The 20,807-nt window shown below is 57.3% G+C and carries 19 protein-coding genes; 8 read left to right on the top strand and 11 right to left on the bottom strand.

Going from position 1 to position 20,807, the window contains the following annotated elements; all coding sequences use genetic code 11:
* Positions 1-25 precede the first annotated feature (25 nt).
* The 5 genes from ICA15_RS25225 to rplM form a co-directional block, all read right to left on the bottom strand.
* Entirely contained in the window at positions 26-808 is a 783-nt protein-coding gene (locus ICA15_RS25225) for a cytochrome c1 (RefSeq protein ID WP_150604357.1), read from the bottom strand.
* The gene (locus ICA15_RS25220) at positions 808-2,019 is read right to left on the bottom strand and encodes a cytochrome b (RefSeq protein ID WP_150604358.1); all 1,212 of its coding nucleotides are present in this window, start codon (positions 2,017-2,019) and stop codon (positions 808-810) included. Before ICA15_RS25220 ends, ICA15_RS25225 begins: the two co-directional genes overlap by 1 nt.
* Complete coding sequence (gene petA, locus ICA15_RS25215) at positions 2,019-2,612, bottom strand: ubiquinol-cytochrome c reductase iron-sulfur subunit (protein WP_007917031.1); 594 nt, start codon at positions 2,610-2,612, stop codon at positions 2,019-2,021. Before petA ends, ICA15_RS25220 begins: the two co-directional genes overlap by 1 nt.
* A 270-nt stretch (positions 2,613-2,882) precedes the next feature.
* Positions 2,883-3,275 (bottom strand): 30S ribosomal protein S9, encoded by a 393-nt coding sequence (gene rpsI, locus ICA15_RS25210; protein ID WP_008080273.1) that lies wholly within the window; start codon positions 3,273-3,275, stop codon positions 2,883-2,885.
* 14 nt (positions 3,276-3,289) lie between these two features.
* Positions 3,290-3,718, bottom strand: a complete 429-nt coding sequence (rplM, locus tag ICA15_RS25205; RefSeq protein WP_007917032.1) for a 50S ribosomal protein L13 — start codon at positions 3,716-3,718, stop codon at positions 3,290-3,292.
* Positions 3,719-3,963: 245 nt separating this feature from the next.
* On the opposite strand from rplM, the gene ICA15_RS25200 reads away from it, so the two are divergent.
* Positions 3,964-5,004, top strand: a complete 1,041-nt coding sequence (locus ICA15_RS25200; protein ID WP_150604359.1) for an NADP(H)-dependent aldo-keto reductase — start codon at positions 3,964-3,966, stop codon at positions 5,002-5,004.
* Between the two features lie 86 nt (positions 5,005-5,090).
* On the opposite strand, the gene ICA15_RS25195 is transcribed toward ICA15_RS25200, so the two are convergent.
* The gene (locus ICA15_RS25195; protein ID WP_042561001.1) at positions 5,091-6,227 is read right to left on the bottom strand and encodes an acyl-CoA dehydrogenase family protein; all 1,137 of its coding nucleotides are present in this window, start codon (positions 6,225-6,227) and stop codon (positions 5,091-5,093) included.
* Between the two features lie 250 nt (positions 6,228-6,477).
* On the opposite strand from ICA15_RS25195, the gene ICA15_RS25190 reads away from it, so the two are divergent.
* The 5 genes from ICA15_RS25190 (at position 6,478) to ICA15_RS25170 (ending at position 12,805) form a co-directional block, all read left to right on the top strand.
* The gene (locus ICA15_RS25190) at positions 6,478-7,374 is read left to right on the top strand and encodes a GlxA family transcriptional regulator (protein ID WP_191627683.1); all 897 of its coding nucleotides are present in this window, start codon (positions 6,478-6,480) and stop codon (positions 7,372-7,374) included.
* A gap of 181 nt (positions 7,375-7,555) precedes the next feature.
* Positions 7,556-9,505 (top strand): flavin monoamine oxidase family protein, encoded by a 1,950-nt coding sequence (locus ICA15_RS25185; protein ID WP_210554940.1) that lies wholly within the window; start codon positions 7,556-7,558, stop codon positions 9,503-9,505.
* A 138-nt stretch (positions 9,506-9,643) separates the two neighbouring features.
* Positions 9,644-10,531, top strand: coding sequence for a nitrilase family protein (locus ICA15_RS25180; protein ID WP_210554939.1), 888 nt, complete (start codon positions 9,644-9,646; stop codon positions 10,529-10,531).
* Positions 10,532-10,546: 15 nt separating this feature from the next.
* Positions 10,547-11,755, top strand: a complete 1,209-nt coding sequence (locus ICA15_RS25175) for a hypothetical protein (RefSeq protein ID WP_210554938.1) — start codon at positions 10,547-10,549, stop codon at positions 11,753-11,755.
* Between the two features lie 66 nt (positions 11,756-11,821).
* Positions 11,822-12,805 carry an asparaginase gene (locus ICA15_RS25170; RefSeq protein ID WP_210554937.1) on the top strand — a complete coding sequence of 328 codons (984 nt, stop codon included), beginning with the start codon at positions 11,822-11,824 and terminating at the stop codon, positions 12,803-12,805.
* 62 nt (positions 12,806-12,867) lie between these two features.
* Here ICA15_RS25170 and zapE read toward each other — a convergent pair whose 3' ends face one another.
* The 3 genes from zapE to ICA15_RS25155 all read right to left on the bottom strand — a co-directional run bounded on the left by zapE (position 12,868) and on the right by ICA15_RS25155 (position 16,062).
* Positions 12,868-13,962 carry a cell division protein ZapE gene (zapE, locus tag ICA15_RS25165; RefSeq protein ID WP_042561007.1) on the bottom strand — a complete coding sequence of 365 codons (1,095 nt, stop codon included), beginning with the start codon at positions 13,960-13,962 and terminating at the stop codon, positions 12,868-12,870.
* Between the two features lie 90 nt (positions 13,963-14,052).
* Positions 14,053-15,408, bottom strand: coding sequence for a tryptophan--tRNA ligase (locus ICA15_RS25160; RefSeq protein ID WP_210554936.1), 1,356 nt, complete (start codon positions 15,406-15,408; stop codon positions 14,053-14,055).
* 24 nt (positions 15,409-15,432) lie between these two features.
* Positions 15,433-16,062: an alpha/beta hydrolase gene (locus tag ICA15_RS25155; RefSeq protein ID WP_210555057.1), complete on the bottom strand. Its 630-nt coding sequence runs from the start codon at positions 16,060-16,062 to the stop codon at positions 15,433-15,435.
* A gap of 144 nt (positions 16,063-16,206) precedes the next feature.
* On the opposite strand from ICA15_RS25155, the gene ICA15_RS25150 reads away from it, so the two are divergent.
* The gene (locus tag ICA15_RS25150) at positions 16,207-16,641 is read left to right on the top strand and encodes a YhcB family protein (protein ID WP_150616352.1); all 435 of its coding nucleotides are present in this window, start codon (positions 16,207-16,209) and stop codon (positions 16,639-16,641) included.
* 254 nt (positions 16,642-16,895) lie between these two features.
* Here the strand turns inward: ICA15_RS25150 and ICA15_RS25145 are convergent, their stop codons facing one another.
* Entirely contained in the window at positions 16,896-17,627 is a 732-nt protein-coding gene (locus ICA15_RS25145) for an OmpA family protein (protein ID WP_150616353.1), read from the bottom strand.
* A gap of 116 nt (positions 17,628-17,743) precedes the next feature.
* Positions 17,744-18,388: an MBL fold metallo-hydrolase gene (locus ICA15_RS25140; protein WP_210554935.1), complete on the bottom strand. Its 645-nt coding sequence runs from the start codon at positions 18,386-18,388 to the stop codon at positions 17,744-17,746.
* Positions 18,389-18,586: 198 nt separating this feature from the next.
* Here ICA15_RS25140 and ICA15_RS25135 point away from each other — a divergent pair.
* On the top strand, positions 18,587-20,807 hold a 2,221-nt coding region (locus ICA15_RS25135), incomplete at its 3' end, for a M10 family metallopeptidase (RefSeq protein WP_224450918.1).

The raw sequence follows: 20,807 nt of genomic DNA, 5'->3' as shown, positions 1-20,807 counted from the left end.
GATTAACAGCAATGCTTGAAGCGTATCAGTGCACGTCTTTCCAGTATTCACGCTTGAGCAAATAGGCGAACACAAAGAAGAACGCCAGGTACAGCAAAACGTAAGTACCGATGCGCTGATGTTGCAGCTTAACCGGGTTAGCCGAGTAAGCCAGGAAGGTTACCAGATTCTTGACCTTCTCATCGAACTGCTCTTCATTCAGAGCACCGGACTTCGGCACGATGGTCAGTTGATCGCACGCTTCATGAGTCAGAGGCGTACCGGTCAGCGGATCATATTGCTTCTTGCCGTCCTCGACGATCTGCACCTGTTTGCAGCCTACGACCTGACGACCTTGCAGGCCGACCAGCACGTTAGGCATGCCGACGTTCGGGAAGACCTTGTTGTTCACGCCCCATGGACGCGCAGGGTCTTCGTAGAACGACTTCAGGTAACCGTAGAGCCAGTCAGTGCCACGAACGCGAGCCACCAGCGTCAGATCCGGCGGCGCTGCGCCGAACCAGGTCTTGGCGTCGGCCGGCTGCATGCCGATGTTCATGTGGTCGCCGATCTTGGCGCCAGTGAACACCAGCTTCTCCAGCATCAGTTCGTGGGGTACGCCAAGATCATCGGCAACCCGCTCGTAACGCTGGAACTTGGCACTGTGGCAACCCATGCAATAGTTGGCAAAGGTACGCGCACCATCTTGCAGGGCGGCCTTGTCGCCGACGTCAATGTCGACTTTTTCCAGCTCCGGACCACCGTGTTCAGCGGCGAAAGACAGGACAGGCAACGCAGCAAAAATCAGAGCAAAAAATAACTTTTTCATCAGCCAGTCACCCTATCCGGAACCGGTTTGGTCTTCTCGAGCCTGGTGTAGAACGGCATCAGAATGAAGTAGGCGAAGTACAGGAAGGTGCAGACCTGCGACAGCAGCGTGCGACCCGGGGTTGGCGCCAGAACGCCTAAAACGCCGAGGATCACGAACGAAATGCAGAACACCACCAGCCAGATTTTGCTCAGCCAGCCTTTATAACGCATCGACTTGACCGGACTGCGATCAAGCCACGGCAGGACGAACAGCACTGCAATGGCCGCGCCCATGGCGATAACGCCCATGAGTTTGTCCGGGATTGCCCGCAGGATCGCGTAGAACGGCGTGAAGTACCAAACCGGTGCAATGTGCTCTGGCGTCTTGAATGGGTTGGCCGGTTCAAAGTTCGGCTTTTCGAGGAAATAGCCGCCCATTTCCGGGAAGAAGAACACGATAAAGCAGAAGATGAACAGGAACACCACTACGCCGACAATGTCTTTCACGGTGTAGTACGGATGGAAAGGAATGCCATCCAGCGGGATGCCGTTTTCGTCTTTGTGCTTCTTGATATCAACGCCGTCAGGGTTGTTCGAACCCACTTCATGCAGCGCCAGAATGTGCAGCACCACCAGACCGAGGATCACGATCGGCAAGGCCACAACGTGCAAGGCGAAGAAGCGGTTCAGGGTGATCCCGGAGATCAGGTAGTCACCACGAATCCACTGGGTCAGGTCGTCGCCGATCAGCGGAATCGCACCGAACAGCGAGATGATCACCTGCGCCCCCCAGTAGGACATCTGCCCCCACGGCAGCAGATAACCCATGAAGGCTTCGGCCATCAGCGCCAGGTAGATCAGCATGCCGAACACCCAGACCAGCTCACGCGGTTTCTGATACGAACCGTAGAGCAAGCCACGGAACATGTGCAGATAGACCACGATGAAGAACGCCGAAGCGCCAGTCGAGTGCAGCAGACGCAGGATCGAGCCGTACTCGACGTCGCGCATGATGTATTCGACGGAAGCAAACGCCTCTTCTGCCGACGGGGTATAGCTCATCGTCAGCCAGACACCGGTGACGATCTGGTTGACCAGAACCAGCAGCGCCAGCGAGCCGAAAAAGTAGAAGAAGTTGAAGTTCTTTGGAGCGTAATACTTGCTGAGATGGTCTTCCCACATTTTTGTGGCGGGGAAGCGCGCATCAACCCAATCCATGAACTTGCTCATCACGCTTTCTCCGTATCGACGCCAATGACAATCAGGTCATCGGTCTCATAGGAATGCGGGGGAACTGGCAGGTTCAAAGGCGCAGGTTGCGACTTGTAGACGCGGCCAGCCAGATCGTAGTGGGAACCGTGGCAAGGGCAGAAATAACCGCCTACCCAGTCTTTACCCAGATCCGCAGGTGCCACTTCGGGACGGAAGGTCGGTGAGCAACCCAAGTGTGTGCAGATCCCGATCAGCAGGAGAATTTCCGGCTTGATCGAACGCACTTCAGGATCGACATAGGTGGGTTGCGTGGAGTTTTTGGAGGTCGGATCGGAGAGCTGGCCCTCGATCTTCTTAAGATTCCCCAGGATTTCCTCGGTACGGCGGACAATGAACACCGGCTGGCCGCGCCATTCAGCAATCATCTGCTGTCCTGGCTCGATTTTGCTGACATTCACTTTCACCGGTGCACCAGCGGCTTTCGCCTTGGCACTGGGAAACCATGACCCCACGAACGGGACCGCAGCCCCCACCGCTCCTGCAGCACCCACCACGGATGTGGCTGCTACCAAGAAGCGACGCCGGCCTGCATTCACGCCGTCATTGCTCATTCAGTCCTCTCCCATCAGCTTTTGTGGCCTGTTAAATCAGGCGTCTACTAAATAAATCAATGTTACTTATAAAAATTTTGCCGAGATGGTAATGAAAAGCCCCAGTTCTGACAAGGGAATTACCCGGAGCTCTCCCCCTCAAGCCTTGCAGTATAGGGGTTCTACGAATGAGGCAAGTTGTCACAGCGCAATTCTTTTGATAAATCGCAGGCATAAAAAAACGCCCGCTTCCGTGAGGAGGCGGGCGTTCTTTTGAACGCGGAAGCGGAATTAACGCTTCGAGTACTGCGGACGCTTACGCGCTTTACGCAGACCAACTTTCTTACGTTCAACTTCACGGGCGTCGCGAGTAACGAAGCCGGCTTTGCGCAGAGCGCCACGCAGGGTTTCGTCGTAGTCCATCAGAGCGCGAGTGATGCCGTGGCGGATTGCGCCAGCCTGACCACTTACACCACCACCGATCACGGTGACGTAGATGTCGAACTTCTCGACAGTCTCAGTCAGCTCCAGCGGCTGGCGAACTACCATGCGGGCAGTTTCGCGGCCGAAGAAGTTTTCCAGCGAACGATTGTTGATGGAGATATTACCAGTACCCGGACGCAGGAAAACGCGTGCGGTTGCGGTCTTGCGACGGCCAGTGCCGTAATTTTGAGTCGCCGACATAATGTACTATTCCGTTAAAACTTCAGTTCTTGGGGCTGCTGAGCAGTATGTGGGTGTGCAGCGCCCGCATAGACTTTCAGCTTACGGTACATGTCGCGACCCAGTGGGTTTTTAGGCAGCATGCCTTTAACCGCGGTCTCGATCACGCGCTCAGGGGCTTTAGCGATCAGCTTTTCAAAGTTGATCGACTTGATGCCGCCCGGGAAACCGGAGTGGGAGTAGTACATTTTGTCAGTGGTTTTAGCACCGGTAACACGAATCTGCTCAGCATTGATTACGACGATGTAGTCGCCGGTGTCAACGTGAGGAGTGTACTCAGGCTTGTGCTTGCCACGCAGACGGCTCGCGATTTCGGTGGCCAGACGACCCAGGGTCTGACCAGCAGCGTCGACGACAAACCAGTCGCGCTTTACTGTTTCTGGTTTAGCAGTAAAAGTTTTCATTCTTTATAGCCTCAGGGGCCGCCCTGTAAATTAGACGGCGGATCTTACTGAATAGTGCGTACTTTGACAAGTCAAAGGCAGCCGGATACAGACGCTTTCGGGGGCTCGGGTCGGCGCGTCCGTTCAACGGCAAGATTCTTCGGCGGCGGCGCATCACTTCCACTGCAGAAAGAGGTCGGCAATTATGCAGATTGCGAAAAATATTTCAACCTGCTTTTATGATTGTTTTGCCCAAGGAGCACCCGATGGACTATCGCCAGCTAGGCCGTACCGACCTGAACGTGAGTGCAATCTGCCTCGGCACCATGACCTGGGGCGAGCAAAACACTGAAGCTGAAGCCTTCGCCCAGATCGAACGGGCCAAAGAGGCCGGGATCAATTTCATCGACACCGCCGAGATGTATCCGGTACCGCCGAAAGCCGAAACCTATGCCACCACCGAGCGTTATATCGGCAATTACTTCAAAAGCCGTGGCGATCGTGCCGACTGGATACTGGCCAGCAAGATCGCCGGTCCCGGCAACACCATCGACTATATCCGCGACAAAAACCTGCGCCACAACCGCCAGCACATCACCGCAGCGGTGGATGCCAGCCTCAAGCGCCTGCAGACCGATTACATCGATCTTTACCAACTGCACTGGCCGGAGCGCAGCACCAACTTTTTCGGACAACTGGGCTACAAACACAAGATCGAAGCCAACCTGACGCCACTTGAAGACACCCTCGAAGCACTCGACGAGCAAGTAAAGGCCGGCAAAATCCGCCACATCGGCCTGTCCAACGAAACGCCGTGGGGCACCATGCGCTTCCTCGCCCTGGCCGAAGCAAGGGGCTGGCCGCGTGCCGTGTCGATCCAGAACCCGTACAACCTGCTCAACCGCAGCTTTGAAGTGGGCCTGGCAGAAATCGCCATCCGCGAACAATGCGGCTTGCTCGCCTATTCGCCGCTGGCGTTCGGCTTCCTGTCCGGCAAGTACGAAGGTGGCGCGCGCCCACCAAAAGGTCGTCTGAGCCTCTACAGCCGCTTCAGCCGCTATTTCAATGCGCAATCGGAAGCAGCGTGCAGCCGTTATGTTGCGCTGGCCCGTGAACACGGACTGGATCCGGCGCAAATGGCTTTGGCGTTCGTGACTCAGCAGCCGTTCGTCACCAGCAACATCATTGGCGCGACGACGCTCGAGCAACTGGACAGCAACATTGCCAGTTTTGATCTGAAGCTTTCCGACGAAGTGCTGGAAGGGATCGAGGCGATTCACAAGGATCATCCGAATCCTGCGCCGTAAATAAAAGATCGCAGCCTTCGGCAACTCCTACACAGGGTAGGTGAACACCCGTATGAGCTGCCGCAGGCTGCGATCTTTTCAGCCCTTCAAAGCGACCGCGCAATGATCTCCTTCATGATTTCATTGGTGCCGGCATAAATCCGCTGCACGCGCGCATCCGCCCACGCCCGGGCTACCGGGTATTCCCACATGAACCCGTAACCGCCGTGCAACTGCACGCATTCGTCGAGCACCTTGCATTGCAGGTCGGTGCCCCAGTACTTGGCCATCGCCGCCGTCGGCACGTCGAGCTTGCCTTGCAGATGCAGCTCAAGACAGCGGTCAACGAAGACCCGGCCAATCTGAATCTCCGTGGCCATTTCCGCCAGTTTGAAGCGGGTGTTCTGGAAGTCCGCGATCGCCTTGCCGAATGCCTTGCGATCACGGGTGTAATCGATTGTCCATTGCAACGCTGCTTCTGCCGAAGCCAGGCCACCAATCGCCACGGTCAGACGCTCTTGCGGCAATTCCTGCATCAGGTAAGCGAACCCCGCCCCGGCCTGCCCCAGTAAATTTTCCTTCGGCACGCGTACGTCCTGGAAGAACAATTCCGACGTATCCTGGGCCTTCATTCCGACCTTCTCCAGGCGTTTGCCCTTCTCGAAGCCCGGCGTATTCGCCTCTACCAGAAACAGGCTGGTGCCCTTGGCGCCGGCCTTTGGATCGGTCTTGGCGACGACAATCACCAGATCAGCGAGAAAGCCGTTGGTAATGAAGGTTTTCGAACCATTGATCACGTACTCGTCACCGTCCAGCACGGCGGTGGTCTTGACGCCCTGCAGATCGGAACCCGCGCCGGGCTCAGTCATGGCAATGGCCGTGACCATCTCGCCGGACACCAGTTTCGGCAAGTATTTGTGCTTCAGCGCTTCGCTGCCGTAATGCAGGATGTACGGTGCAACAATGTCCGAATGTAACGAGAAACCGATGCCGGTCAGGCCCAATCGCCCAACCTCTTCGATCACCACCGCGCTGTAAAGAAAGTCCGCCCCCAAGCCACCGTACTCTTCCGGCAGATGCGAGCAGAGCATCCCCGCCTCCCCTGCCTTGTTCCAGAGTTTGCGGTCAATATGGCCTTGTTTCTCCCATTGCCCGTGAAACGGCACGGCCTCTTTTTCGAGGAAGGTTCGTACGCTGTCGCGGAACAATTCGTGCTCGGAGCTGAACAAGGTTCTGGGGATCATGCGGCACCTTTCTTTCTTGTTGGAGGGCTGTGTCCTTCAGAGACTAAGCCTCCCCTCCGATAGAGGACACTGGACACATCCGACAAAAAATAAGACGATCCAGCCGTCTGGTGACCACTTTCCCTTATAAAAACAAAACAAAAGTTGAATTATGTCCAAGCACGTCTCCACGCCCTTGCGGCGCGTCAGCATCCTGGCGATCGACCAGGTTTTCGCCTACACACTTATGCAAGCCAAGGACTTCTTCCATGTGGCGAGCCTGCGTTACGGCAAGCAACTGGGCCAAGGCCTGACTCCGGCGTTCGAAACCCGTCTGGTCAGCCCCGATGGCAAGCCGGTCAAAAGCTTCAGTAATGTGGTCATGCCAGTGGACGGCGGCCTGGAAAATACCGATATCATCATCCTCCCGGCGTTCTGGGACGATTTCGACACGTTGTGCAGCCGCTACCCGCAAGTCCTGCCGTGGCTGCGTGAGCAACATGCTCGCGGCGCCGTCCTGTGCGGCGAAGCCACCGGGGTGTTCTGGCTGGCCGAGGCCGGCCTGCTCGATGGCAAGGAAGCAACGACCTATTGGCGCTTTTTCAACGCTTTCACCGAGCGTTTCCCGAAGGTCTACCTCAATCAGGACAAACACCTGACCGATGCAGACAATCTCTACTGTGCCGGCGGCACCACCTCGGCCTGCGACCTCTACATCTACTTGATCGAGCGCTTCTGCGGCGCCAACGTCGCGCAGGCTGTAGCCCGCGACATCCTCTACGAAGTGCAGCGCAGCTACTCGCCGGGCCGCATCGGTTTTGGCGGGCAGAAGCTGCATCAGGACGTGATCATCCTGCAGATCCAGCACTGGCTCGAAGAGCACTTCGCTGACAAGTTCCGCTTCGAGGACGTCGCGCGCGAGCACGGCATGAGCATCCGCAACTTCATGCGCCGCTTCCAGACCGCCACCGGCGACAAACCCCTGCACTATTTGCAACGGCTGCGCATCGAAACCGCCAAGGGCTTGTTGTCCGCCAGCCGCAAGAGCATCAAGACCATCAGTTATGAAGTCGGCTATGACGACGCGAGCTTCTTCGCGCGGCTGTTCCGTCAGCACACTGAACTGTCACCGAACCAGTATCGGCAGCAGTTTCAGCAGGCTGCATAGACACATCAGACAGACGTCCATGTGCGAGTAGTCCTCTCACATGGACTGCTCTGACTGGCATGTTTTTTCCCACAAAAATCAGCGAAAACAGATCAGCTTCTCGACCTGTTTTACGACTGTCCATGCATTGATTCGCCGTACAGACTCCTTCACATGCACATCGCATCAAGGAAGATGAACAGTGACCATCGGATCCAGCTACAACTATCCATCACAGGCCACCGGCGCTGAGGCAAGAACAAAACGCTCTACGCCATCGAGATGGAAGGCCCGCTTTCCCAATCCTCCTGACTTGTGCTTTGACTATCGCGCACTGGTCGAGCAAAAAGGCGGCATCGCTTGCGCCACTGACCCACACCACCGAATCTGCATCATTGGCGCTGGCATCACCGGTCTCACAGCCGCCAGAGAGTTACTGCGCTGCGGCTTCAGGCATATCACGCTCATCGAGCAATCCTCCCGAATAGGCGGCAGACACCTGACCGTTCCGGGAAGCCCGCAATCCAGCGCGAGCCATACCCCTTTTGAAATGGGCGCGATGCGCATGCCTCTGTTCAACCTCGAAGGCGAGTTGCCGACTGAAGGCCGGTCGCTCATGGCCTATTACGCAAAGACCTTTGACTTGGCGCTTTCGGACTTCGCCAACCCTGGCAGCCAATGGGTCAAATCAACCGGCATTTACCTGCGCGAGGGTAGCCTGTCGGGCGAGTCCACACCGCAAATGCTGATCTGGAAAAATGTCGACGGTCAGACGCCTCCACCCAGTGGCGAACTGCAAGCGGTGTATACCAAGTGGCGAGCTTTCGCCGACCGCATGACCCGGCATATTGCCGAAATGTACGCGGGTGAGGACTGGGAGGACGCGTGGGCCGCAATCGTCGAAAAATACCACGCCGTTTCCTTCCGCGAACTGGTTGGCATGCCTGCCTTGCAGAGCTGGAATCGCGACAGTCCCGGCGACTTTGGCGGGATGGGCATGTCAGCAAAGGAGTCGGCCATTTTCTATGCCATCGGGATTGGTGACGGTAGTTGGGGCGCCTTCTACGACGTATGCGCTTTATACCCACTGCGCACTGCAATATTTGGCTTCAGCAGCCAGCTGCAATTGGTGCATGGCCGAGTCGATGAAAAAGGTGACCCGTTAGCTGACTCGCCCCTTTTGAACAGCAATGCTGTTTTCGATTCGACTGGTCTGCAGTTTGATAAACCACGCTATCTGGGGCTCGCGGCACTGAGTGAATGCCTGATGTTCATGAAGCCCGAGGAGTCCACTCAATCTTTTTATGAGCACTGCCAGCAAAGCAGCGAAGGCCTGCTGACCGACTGCTCCGTCAACAGATTGAAAAAACTCGGCAGCGGAAGAACCCGCGTCTACTTCAATTGGAAACAGAGCAAGCCCGAGTTAACCCAGGAACACTTCAACGACTTTGATTCAGTGATCATGACGCTGCCCTCATGGTTGATCGAGACAAGAATCAAGCTGGAAAACTTCACGCCACAGATGCTGCCGTTTGAAACGATTAACGCCTACAAAACTGCGCACTGGGAAACCAGCTGTAAAGTCTTCGCGCCGCTGAAGAAATCCTTTTTATCCGGCAATACCACCATCCCCCAGGCGATCGTCACGGACAGCTTTATCCACGACGTTTATACCTACCGCTACAACGAGAACTACAGCTACGACTGCATTCTTTTGAGTTACACCTGGGAGGACGACGCAACCAAACTTTCCTGCTTCAGCGACAAAGAACTGGTCGCAAAGTGCGCAGAGGAACTAGATCGAATCCTCATGAACTCCAGCAATATCCAACAACGGATATCCCCGTACATTGGCCTCGAACAAGCCATCGTGCAGCGCTGGATGACTGATAAGAATTCATTGGGCTGCGCCAAGCTCTATCGTCCCGGTGCTTACCACGATGCCGTCCGCTTGTTGAAATACAACCGAGACTACTCAAGGGGTTCTGGACTGTATTTGTCTGGAGAGTCTTTTTCGGTTGATGCAGGCTGGACAGAACCCTGCTTTCGCGGTGCCGTGGATGCAATCATTCATATTTGCGACAAGACCGGTGCCAGTTTCAACGGCGGCTTCACCATGAATGACTACCCGCATTATCAACACGATGCCTGATTGTCCGGGCGCAGCATCCTCGTCCTAGGAGACGGACTACAACTTAACCGGAAAGCGCCGACTTACGCTTTGCTCTCGACTCGACTCTTATGACCCCGCCATTCAACGGCGTGAAAACAATAATAAGAGGTCATGAAAATGAGTGAGTCCACAAGCCCCGTTCGTGTCGCGGTTGTGCAATGTGATCCACAGGTCGGTACACAGAACCGCGCGGCAAATTTGGGTACCAGCCTGGAGTTGGCGCTGGAAGCGGTTAATAACGGTGCAAATCTGATCGTTTTGCCCGAGCTGACCAGTACCGGTTATTACTTCCAGAACCGGCAGGATGCGTTTGATCATGCCGAAGCGGTTCCCGACGGGCCGTGTGTCAGCAGCTGGGAAGATTTTGCCCGTCATCATCAGGTTTATCTGGTAGCCGGGCTGACCGAGCGCGAGGGATCGCAGCTTTACAACACTGGCGTCCTGGTGGGGCCTGACGGGTTTATCGGCAAGTATCGCAAGGCTCATCTCTGGAACCTGGAAAAGCTCTGGTTTACTGCCGGCGACTCGGGATTCCCGGTCTTCGACACACCTATCGGTCGCATTGGATTGCTGATCTGCTGGGACATCTGGTTTCCCGAAGTCCCGAGGATTCTGAGTCAGCAAGGCGCAGACATCATTTGCAGCCTTAACAACTGGGTCTGGACTCCACCACCGTTGTTCGATGACGCCGGCAAATGCATGGCCTCCTATCTGACCATGACCGCCGCACACGTCAACAATGTGTTTATCGCGGCGGCGAGCCGAATCGGCGAGGAGCGCGGTGCCCGATATCTTGGATGTTCATTGATCGCTGGGACCAACGGCTGGCCGATCGGCCGCGTGGCATCTGCCGACCAACAGGAAATCCTCTATGCCGATATTGACCTGACCAGCGCTCGCAGTGCGCCTATCTGGAATGACTTGAACGACCTGCATCGGGATCGTCGCTGCGATGTCTACGACCGAATGCTCGGTTATACCCAGCATCCGTGCCTTCCGCGCTAACCGGGGGGACATGCAATGGGAACTATCCACGCAAAACCACGGAAACAAATCGCCGCCAGAACAATGCTGGACAGCATGATCATTGGATTGCTGCTGGGTGCTACCGCGCTGATTGTCTGGCTCTCAATGACCAATCACTCACTGTGGTCAGCACGCTGGCCGGATTACGGCCACATGGTCTCGAATCTTCCCGAGCCGACCGCCTGGCTGCGCTGGGTGTTGGGAGATATCAGCGAGGTGGCATTTTATAAACACGAGTTCGCATCCATTGGCCTTCTGGCGGGTGCGTATCTGGGTTACTGGGCGAATCGAACGGGAAAATCCTGGCAAGGCTTTACCATTTGTTACGGCAGCGGACTATGGCCGTGGCTCGTCACCAGTTCGCTACTGGGCCTGGTATTGAGCAATCTCGTGTGGGGCTGGACGGTCACCGCCACTAGCTGGCAGCCAACGTTTGCGGCGTTCGTGTCGTTGCCTGCGGCCATGGTTCTGATGTTTGGGGGTGGCTGGAAGGTCGCGATCAATGGCGCAATCATGGGAGCCCTTTTCGTGACGCCCATGTGCATGTTGATAGTGAATTACGTCTGCAATCCCCTCGGACTGCCCGTCGTGATCGGCAATGTATCGGGCATGGCAATCGCCAGCATCGGCGCCTTCGTACTCTGCCGCTGCGTGCCGAGTCTGGTGACATCCGCGGCGCCCGAACAAGTCGCCGAGGAAGCCCGCATCCCTGTGACCTCCAAGGCTCCGGATTATGGTGTGGTCTGGAGCATTCGCCGGGTATTGGCGGACTTCTCCGAAGCTCCTTTTTTCGGAAACGAATGGGCCAGTCTTGGGCTGATTGTCGGCGCATTGCTGGCGTTCACCTTGAACCCGATGAGCCCTGTCTACGGCACGGGTTTGCTACCGCAACTGCTGGCGGGCCAGGCTTTGACCTCGGCACTGGGCGTGCTGATCTGGCGCAAACAATGGATGGTCCGGGGCTGGTACCCGACCTATGTGCCGCTGGTATCAGTCGTTCCGGCAGCTATTTTGACCTACGGCGGCGAGTGGCAAGTGATTGTCTCAAGCGCATTGCTCGGTGCCCTGATCGCGCCACCGCTGGCTTGCGCCCTAGCGCAACGAGTGCCGGGGCACATGCACGGTTTCATCGGGAATGTGTTGTCGATGGCCATCAGCACGCTGCTGATCCTTCCGCTCGTCGGCTGGCTGGCAACCCACTGACGCCCCTTCCCCGGCGGGCTCTTGAATCCGATTCAGGAGCCGCCGGTTTCCTTTGCGAGGTATCACATGGACTTGCCCAAACTGGCCATTGCCGCACTCGGCGGCACTGTCAGCATGCAATCGCTAAAAAGCGGCGAAGGTGTCGTTCCATCGGTGTCCGGCGAGACGCTACTGAACACGGTGCCGGAACTGAAAACGCTCGCGCAGTTGACCGTCGAGACACTCGGCCTATTGCCTGGCGCCTCACTTGATTTCGAATACCTGCTGAGCGTGTTGTGCTGGGCGAACTTTCAGATCAATCAAGGTGCGGCAGGAGTAATCATTGTTCAAGGCACGGACACGCTGGAGGAATCCGCTACTTTTTTCGATCATCTGTGGGATCACGACGAGCCACTGGTGCTGACTGGTGCGATGCGCTCGGCAGCCCAGGCCGGTGCCGATGGTCCGGCAAACCTGTTGGACGCCGGCCGCGTCGCACTGGCGCAATGCAGTCGGGGGCGCGGCGCCCAAGTGGTGATCAACGGGCAGATTCACCGGGCGAGCGCTGTGCGCAAAGTCGACTCCATGGCGCTGCACGCGTTCGCATCGCCAGTGACCGGGCCTGCCGGCGTTTTAATGGAAGGTGTTGTGCACTATTTGCAGCCGCCTGTTGCACGTCAAATCTTGCCCCTGCCGCAAAACACCCACCAGACGATCGCCTTGCTGGAAGCGTCGCTCTCTGCGGACAGCCTGCTGCTGGAAAATGTCATCGAGCTGGGCTACGAAGGGCTGGTGATTGCCGGATTCGGCGCTGGTCATGTTTCCGCACACTGGGCCAAAGTCATCGAAAACATCGCCCGACACATCCCGGTAATCATCGCGACACGCACCGGCTGCGGCTCCACGGCACGGTCAACCTACGGTTTTGAGGGCAGCGAAATCGATTTGCAGCGTAAGGGGGCCTTGATGGCGGGGTTTGTCTGCCCCCGCAAAGCTAGGATTTTGCTCTGGCTGCTGGTCGGGTGCCACCAGCAAAAGGATCTGGCGTCTTACCTCGATCAAATCAACTGACCAAAACGCGCAAAAAAAAGGGCCTGCAATTGCAGGCCCTTTTTCTGTATTGGCGATTCTGTTTAAGGCTTATGCGCCCGCGACAGGAATTCGTGCGACTGCATCTCCAGCAGGCGACTCAGCGTGCGCTGGAACTCGAAGTTCAGGCGACCGCCGGTGTAAAGATCCTTCAACTCGACTTCAGCAGAAATGATCAGCTTCACGTTTCGGTCGTAGAACTCGTCGACCATGTTGATGAAGCGCCGAGCGATGTCGTCGGTGGTGACGCTCATCTGCTCGACACCGCTGAGCAGCACGGCGTGGAAGATTTTGCCCAGTTCGATGTAGTCGTTCTGGCTGCGCGGGCCGTCGCACAGTTCGCGGAAGTCGAACCAGGCAACGTCATCACAAGTGCGCAGGGCGCGGATCTCGCGATTTTCGATGATCAGCACGTCGTTTTCCACCGCCGCCGTGCATTCCGGTGTCAGTGCCTTGAAGCTCTTGCGCAGGCTTTCGTGAGCGGCTTCGTCGAGCGGATAGTGGAACAGTTCCGCCTGCTCGAGGTGACGCAAACGATAGTCGACGCCGCTGTCGACGTTGACGATTTCGGTATGCTGCTTGATCAGCGCGATGGCCGGCAGGAAGCGCGCGCGTTGCAGGCCGTCCTTGTACAGACCATCGGGAACGATGTTCGAGGTCGCGACCAGGGTCACGCCGTTCTTGAACAACTCTTCCATCAGCGTGCCGAGGATCATTGCGTCGGTGATGTCAGAGACAAAGAACTCATCGAAGCAGATGACCCGCGATTCAGTCGCGAAACGCTTGGCGATGATGGTCAGCGGATTTTTCTCGCCGCCGAGGGTTTTCATCTCTTCGTGCACACGCTTCATGAAGCGGTGGAAGTGCGTGCGGGTCTTTTCCTTGAACGGCAGCGCTTCGAAGAAGGTGTCGACCAGGTAAGTCTTGCCGCGACCCACGCCGCCCCAGAAATACAGACCCTTGACCGGCGTCTGATCCTTTTTGCCAAACAGTTTGCTCAACAGGCCCGGCTTGTTCTGATCGGCGGCGATCAGATCTTCGTACAGGCGCTGCAAATGACGCACAGCAGTTTCCTGCGCGGCGTCATGGAAGAAGTCCGGGCGTTTCAGATCAGCTTGGTATCGTTCTAGGGGCGTCATAATTCGTTAGCAAGGCAACAAAAACGGGCCGTCACTGTAGCGACGGCCCATGGGAATGGCAATCAGCCCTTGGTCGGGCCGAGCCGCTGATTATTCCTGTACCGGGGTCAACGCGATGCGCAGGGCCTCGATGGCCGCGTCCCGCGCCGTGCTGTCAGCGAATGCCGGGCTGTCGCCGATGCACTCGCCTTCCAGCCACACGCTGAAGCTCAGGTCTTCGTTGCGCACGTCCAGAGGCTGACCGGATTGCAGTTGCTTGGTCACCTGGCCGGCGGTTTTGCCATCGGCGAAGTTGCGCGACAACAGCAATTGCTCGCCATCGGCCGCCAGCAGACGGAAGCGGAAACTGCCGTCGTCCTCGCGGAAACTTACGAAGCGCGCGGCTTTCACGGCTTTCTTCTTGGTGGTGGCAGCCACCTGCACCTGATTGACGAACGAACGCAGGCCAACGGCTTCGCGCAGTTCGTTGAGGAACGGCGTTGCCACGGCACGGGCCTTTTTGGCACCGATCTGCAGGATGTCTTCGAGATCCGCCGGACGCTCGATCAACTGGTGATACTTGTCGCGCGCTTCGCCCAGTTCGTTGTCGAGCAACTGGAACAGGCGGTTCTTCGCCTCGCCCCAACCCAGGCCACCGAGCAGTTCACTGCGGAATTCGTCAGCCTGTGCTGGCGTAGCGAAGGCCTGAAACAGAGTGAACAGGTGCGAGTTGTCCGGGTCCTTGGCTTCGCCTGGCGCTTTGGAGTCGGTGACGATCCGCGAGATCGCGTCCTTCATCTCTTTGGCGCTGGAGAACAACGGAATGGTGTTGTCGTAGCTCTTCGACATCTTGCGACCGTCGAGGCCTGGCAACGTTGCCACGCTTTCCTCGATCAGCGCTTCAGGCATGGTGAAGAATTCTTTGCCTTGGCCAAACAGGTGGTTGAAGCGCTGGCCGATGTCGCGGGCCATTTCCACGTGCTGGATCTGGTCACGACCGACCGGCACCTTGTGCGCGTTGAACATCAGGATGTCCGCGGCCATCAGCACCGGGTAGCTGTAGAGGCCCATGGTGATGCCGGCATCCGGGTCTTCACCGGTATCGACGTTCTTGTCCACCGAGGCCTTGTAGGCATGCGCACGGTTGAGCAAGCCCTTGGCGGCGACACAGGTCAGCAACCAGGTCAGCTCGGGGATTTCCGGGATGTCCGACTGACGGTAGAAGGTCACGCGGTCGACATCCAGGCCACCGGCCAGCCAGGTCGCAGCGATTTCCAGACGCGAGCGCTGGATGCGCAGCGGGTCATCGCATTTGATCAGGGCGTGATAGTCGGCCAGGAAGTAGAACGAATCGGCATTGCTGTCACGACTGGCGAGGATCGCCGGACGGATGGCGCCGGCGTAGTTGCCAAGGTGTGGCGTGCCGGTGGTGGTGATGCCGGTGAGGATGCGGGTACGGTTCGTCATGGGTAATCGCTTGTCAGACTGCAATCAATTCGAGAGACGCGGCAGGATCAGATCCTTGAGATCGGTCAACTTGCCATGAAAAAAGTGTCCGCATTCTGCCACTTTCAGCAGCTCATGGGGGCGCTGGAGTTTTTCAGACCATTGGTAAACCAGTTGCGGATCGATGACTTCGTCGGTTTCCGGCTGGATCACGGTCAGCTCGCCGTGCTGCGGCAGTTGATCCTGCTCGCCCAGACGCATCACCGCCGGCGCAACCATGAACAGGTGCTTGAGCTGCACGCCCTGGGCTTCGAGACGACCGCCGAGACTTGCTGCAACAAATCCGCCGAAGGAGAAACCGAACAGGGTCAGCGGCAGATTCGGGTGTTTTTCCCGTAGCCATGCGGCGGCGGCTTGAGCGTCGTCGACTTCACCGGTGCCCATGTCGTGGCTACCATCGCTGGCGCCGACGCCGCGATAGTTGAAGCGCAGGGTGATCAGACCGGCGTCGCGGGCCGTGCGCTGCAGGGTCGAGACGACCTTGTTGAGCATGGTGCCGCCCTGCACCGGGTTCGGATGGCAGATCAGCGCGATGCCGCGCGGCTGCTCGTTATCCAGGTGAAGAGCTTCAATTTGGCCGACGGGGCCATCAATCACTACAGGGGTTTCACGCATCAGCAAGGAAGGAACTCCGTGACCTCGAATCGGGTCGACTCGTCTAGCAAATTGTCTGTGCCAATCTATTGCGAGTGAATCGCGGTATACAGCGCAGGTTCGAGCCGTTAACGTAAAGCAAAGCCGTTTATAGAGGAAGGACTCGTGGAACACTCGCTCTTAGTTTGGTTGTTACCGACTCTTGCCCTGGTTGTGGGTGTCGCCATTGGATTCCTGATCGCGCGCGTTGCGCCGAACGCTGCGCCGAGCCGTACGCAGCGTCAACTGGATGATATCCAGGAGCGTTTCGACAGTTATCAAAACGAAGTGGTCACCCACTTCAACAGCACCGCGATGCTGGTCAAGAAACTGACCCAAAGCTATCAGGAAGTGCAGGATCATCTCGCCGAGGGCGCCAATCGTCTGGCCCTGGACGAGCAGACTCGCCAGCGCTTGCTCGCCTCGTTGCACTCTGAAGCGGTGCAGGCTCCACGCGAGCGTCTGACGCCACCACGCGATCAGGAGCCGCCACGCGATTACGCGCCGAAGACTCCAAACGCACCAGGCATGCTCGATGAGCATTATGGTTTGAAGAAGTAATCAGTCGTCGCGACAAGCAAAAAGCCCCCGGACAGTGAAGTGTCCGGGGGCTTTTTTGTATCTGATGATTTTACGGTGAATGCACCGGCCCCATCGCGGGCAAGCCCGCTCCCACAGGTTTATTTGGTGTACACAAAATCAGTGTTCCACACATAACCCTGTGGGAGCGGGCTTGCCCGCGATGGAGTCAGCACCGGCCACACAAAAAAAATGCCCGATCACAGGATCGGGCATTTTTTCATTCAGGCAATCAGTTACGGATACTGCTGAACCGTGCCCGGCTGTTGCTGACCACCATACTGCTGACCCGGAATCGCCTTCAGGTTGACCTCAACCCGACGGTTCTGAGCGCGGCCATTGACGTCACCGTTGCTGGCAATCGGATTATCCGGACCGGCGCCACGGGCCGACAGGTTGGCGCCGCTGACACCTTGCGACGTCAGGTAGGTCGCCACGCTCTGCGCACGACGCTGGGACAGGTCCATGTTGTGCTGGCGGCTGCCGGTGCTGTCGGTGTAGCCGACGATTTCGATCTGGTTCTGGCTGAACTCTTTCAGCGAACCAGCGAGGTTGTTCAGCGGCTGGTAGAAGCTCGAAGCGATGTTCGCCGAATCGGTAGCGAAAGTGATGTTGCCCGGCATGATCAGCTTGATCTGATCGCCCTGACGCTGCACTTCAACCCCGGTATTGGCCATGCTCGCGCGCAGTTTCTTCTCTTGCTGGTCGGCGTAGTAACCGTAACCGGCAGCGGAAGCACCGACCACAGCAGCGCCGATCAGCGCGCCCTTGCCACGGTTATCGTGACCGATGGCAGCACCAGCCAGTGCACCGGCCAGAGCGCCGAGGCCGCCGTACTTGGCGGTTTTGCTCATGCCTTGGGAGCCACCGTCGGCCTGGCCCTGATTGTCATAAGGGTTAGGCGAGGCGCAGCCGGACAACAAAGCCACGGCAGTAGCGACAATAATCAAACGACGCTTGGTGAACATGAAGAGCTCCTACTTTTCTGCATTCTGAGGTGCAGCGGCCGGTTGGCAATAAACCTCTGCGGGCGTTGGATCATGACAATGGAGAAAAATTCCGCCGCACACCCATGACAAAATATTTACGCCCGCACAAAAGGGTTTTCGCGCATTTCGTCACCCAGACGCGTGTCCGGACCATGCCCGGTAACCACCGTTGCGTCTTCGTCGAGGGTGTACAGCCGCTGCTTGATCGATCGCACGATGGTAGCCTGATCGCCACCCCATAAATCCGTGCGCCCTACCCCGCGACGAAAAAGCGTGTCGCCGGCAATCAACAGCTTAGCCTCGGAAAACCAAAAGCTCATGGAACCGGGCGTATGACCCGGCGTATGCAGTGCCACCCCGCAACCGCAGGCAAGTTCCTCATCGTCGGACAGCCAGCGATCCGGTGATGGCACCGGCACGTAGGGCACACCGAACATCTGGCATTGCATCTCGAGGTTGTCCCACAGGAACTGATCTTCCTTGTGCAAATGCAGCGTCGCGCCGGTCTTTTCTTTCATCTGCCCGGAGGCAAGGAAGTGATCGAGGTGCGCATGGGTGTGGATGATGCTGACCACTTTCAGGCCCAGCGCATCGAGGCGGGACATGATCAGATCAGGATTGCCGCCCGGGTCGACAACGATGGCTTTTTTGGAGATCGGGTCGCCAATGATCGTGCAGTTGCACTGCAATGGGCCGACGGGGAAGGTTTCGCGGATAAGCGCTGGGCTTGGAACGGTCATGAGTAATCCTGGACAGACGGCGATTGTTTTGCTTCAGGATTCTACTGCACTCGCCGATACAGAACGCCAGGTCAGTAATTTGACGCCACCAATAAAAAATAGTGGCCAAATGATGTCAAATATTTATGTTCTGTTGCAAAATCTCACTTTTGTAGCGGTCGCACCAGGAAGGGCCGCAGCGTACTCAGGATACTTCGCATGCCGATGCCCCAGACTTACTCGTTTAGCCTCCCAGCCACACTGACCGGCAACGCCGTGGTCGACAGTCTTATTTCCGGAACCTACTGGCTGGGAGCAAACTGGGACTCGTCTGGGCCGACCAGCCTGAGTTACAGCTTCATGGCGCCGGTGACGTCTTACTTCATCACTAATTACAGTCCCGACAACGAGTACAACGCACTTTACGAGCTGACTGCCGGACAGAAGCTTGCCATCACCAGCTCTCTAGCCTCATGGAGCGCCATCGCCAATCTGACTTTCACGCTGACCACAGATAACCTCGCCAACGTGGGTGATCTACGTTTCGGCGGCTACCGGTTGATGGACGACAAAACCGCTGCCTGGGCGTATTTCCCTGCCAACACGCCGACCGCCGGAGATGTGTGGGTCGGCCCGCAAACCAATGATCCGAACCCAGCCAAAGGCACTTACGACTACATGACGTTCGTGCATGAAATCGGGCATGCGCTAGGTCTCAAGCACCCGTTCGATACTAGTGCGACCAACAAAACCCTGCTCACACCGGCTTTGGACGATGTTCATTTCACGGTGATGAGTTACAACAGCAACTACTCCTATCAGCCGACCACGCCGATGGTACTGGACATCATCGCAATCCAGAGTCTGTATGGCGCCAATATGGCGTGGCAGGCAGGCGACACCGTCTACAACTGGGGAGCTAATCAGTCAGTTTTCGAGACCATCTGGGACGCCGGTGGCAACGACACGATTGATGGCAGCAATCAACTGGCGCCCGTCAGTATCAACCTCAACGAAGGCGCGTACAGCCAGATCGGCAAAGCCTTTATTGATTACAACAACCAGACAGCTATCAATGACGGGCTGGCGATTGCCTATGGCGCCAAGATCGAGAATGCGGTCGGCTCTGCCTTCAACGACATCCTGACCGGTAACGCACTGGACAATACGCTGAATGGGAGCCTCGGCGCTGACACCATGATCGGCGGCGGCGGTATCGACACCTACTACGTCGACAACATCGGCGATGTCGTCATCGAGACCGATACGTCGCTGACCGCAATCGATCAGGTGTTCTCCTCCATCGACTACACCCTCGGGGCCAACGTCGAGCAACTGATCCTGATCGGCAACGCCATCAACGGCACCGGCAACTGGACAAACAACACCCTCATCGGTAACGGCGGCGATAACGTGCTAGACGGCCGTCTTGGTGGCGACACCATGATTGGCGGTCTCGGCAACGACACCTATATCGTCGATAACGTCTACGACAGCACGATTGAAACCAGCACACTGGCGGGCGAAATCGACACCGTACGCGCCTCGATTGACTGGACCCTGGGCGCCAACCTGGAAAACCTCATACTGACCGGCAATGCCAACCTCAACGGCACAGGCAACTCGGTGAACAACGGCATCATCGGCAACGATGGCGATAACGTCCTCGACGGTGGCCTGGGTGCCGATAGTTTGGTCGGCGGTCTGGGCAACGACACCTACATCGTCGACAACATCTACGACAACGTGAGTGAAAACAGCACCCTGATCAGTGAAATCGACACCGTGCGTTCTTCGGTGGACTGGACCCTGGGCGCCAATCTGGAAAACCTGGTGCTGACCGGCACGGCCATCAACGGTAACGGCAACACACTGAACAACACGCTGACTGGCAACGCCGCAGCCAACACGCTCAACGGCGGCCTCGGCGCTGACACCATGATCGGCGGCGACGGCGTCGACACCTACTACGTCGACAACATCGGCGATGTCGTCATCGAGACCGACACATCGCTGACCGCACTCGATCAGGTGTTCTCCTCCATCGACTACACCCTCGGGGCCAACGTCGAGCAACTGATCCTGATCGGCAACGCCATCAACGCGACCGGCAACTGGACAAACAACACCCTCATCGGTAACGGCGCCGATAACGTGCTGGACGGCCGCCTTGGTGGCGACACCATGATTGGCGGTCTGGGCAACGACACCTACATCGTCGATAACGTCTACGACAGCACGATTGAAACCAGCACACTGGCGGGCGAAATCGACACCGTGCGCTCTTCGGTCAACTGGACCCTGGGCGCCAATCTGGAAAACCTCGTACTGACCGGCAATGCCAATCTCAATGGCTCGGGCAACTCGATGAACAACAGCATCATCGGCAACGATGGCGATAACGTCCTCGACGGTGGCCTGGGTGCCGACGTCCTGACCG

Source organism: Pseudomonas sp. P116, assembly GCF_020149425.1.
Taxonomy (GTDB): Bacteria; Pseudomonadota; Gammaproteobacteria; order Pseudomonadales; family Pseudomonadaceae; genus Aquipseudomonas; species Aquipseudomonas anatoliensis.
Note: the sequence above shows the minus strand (reverse complement) of the source record. Positions and strands in the feature narration are given on the sequence as shown.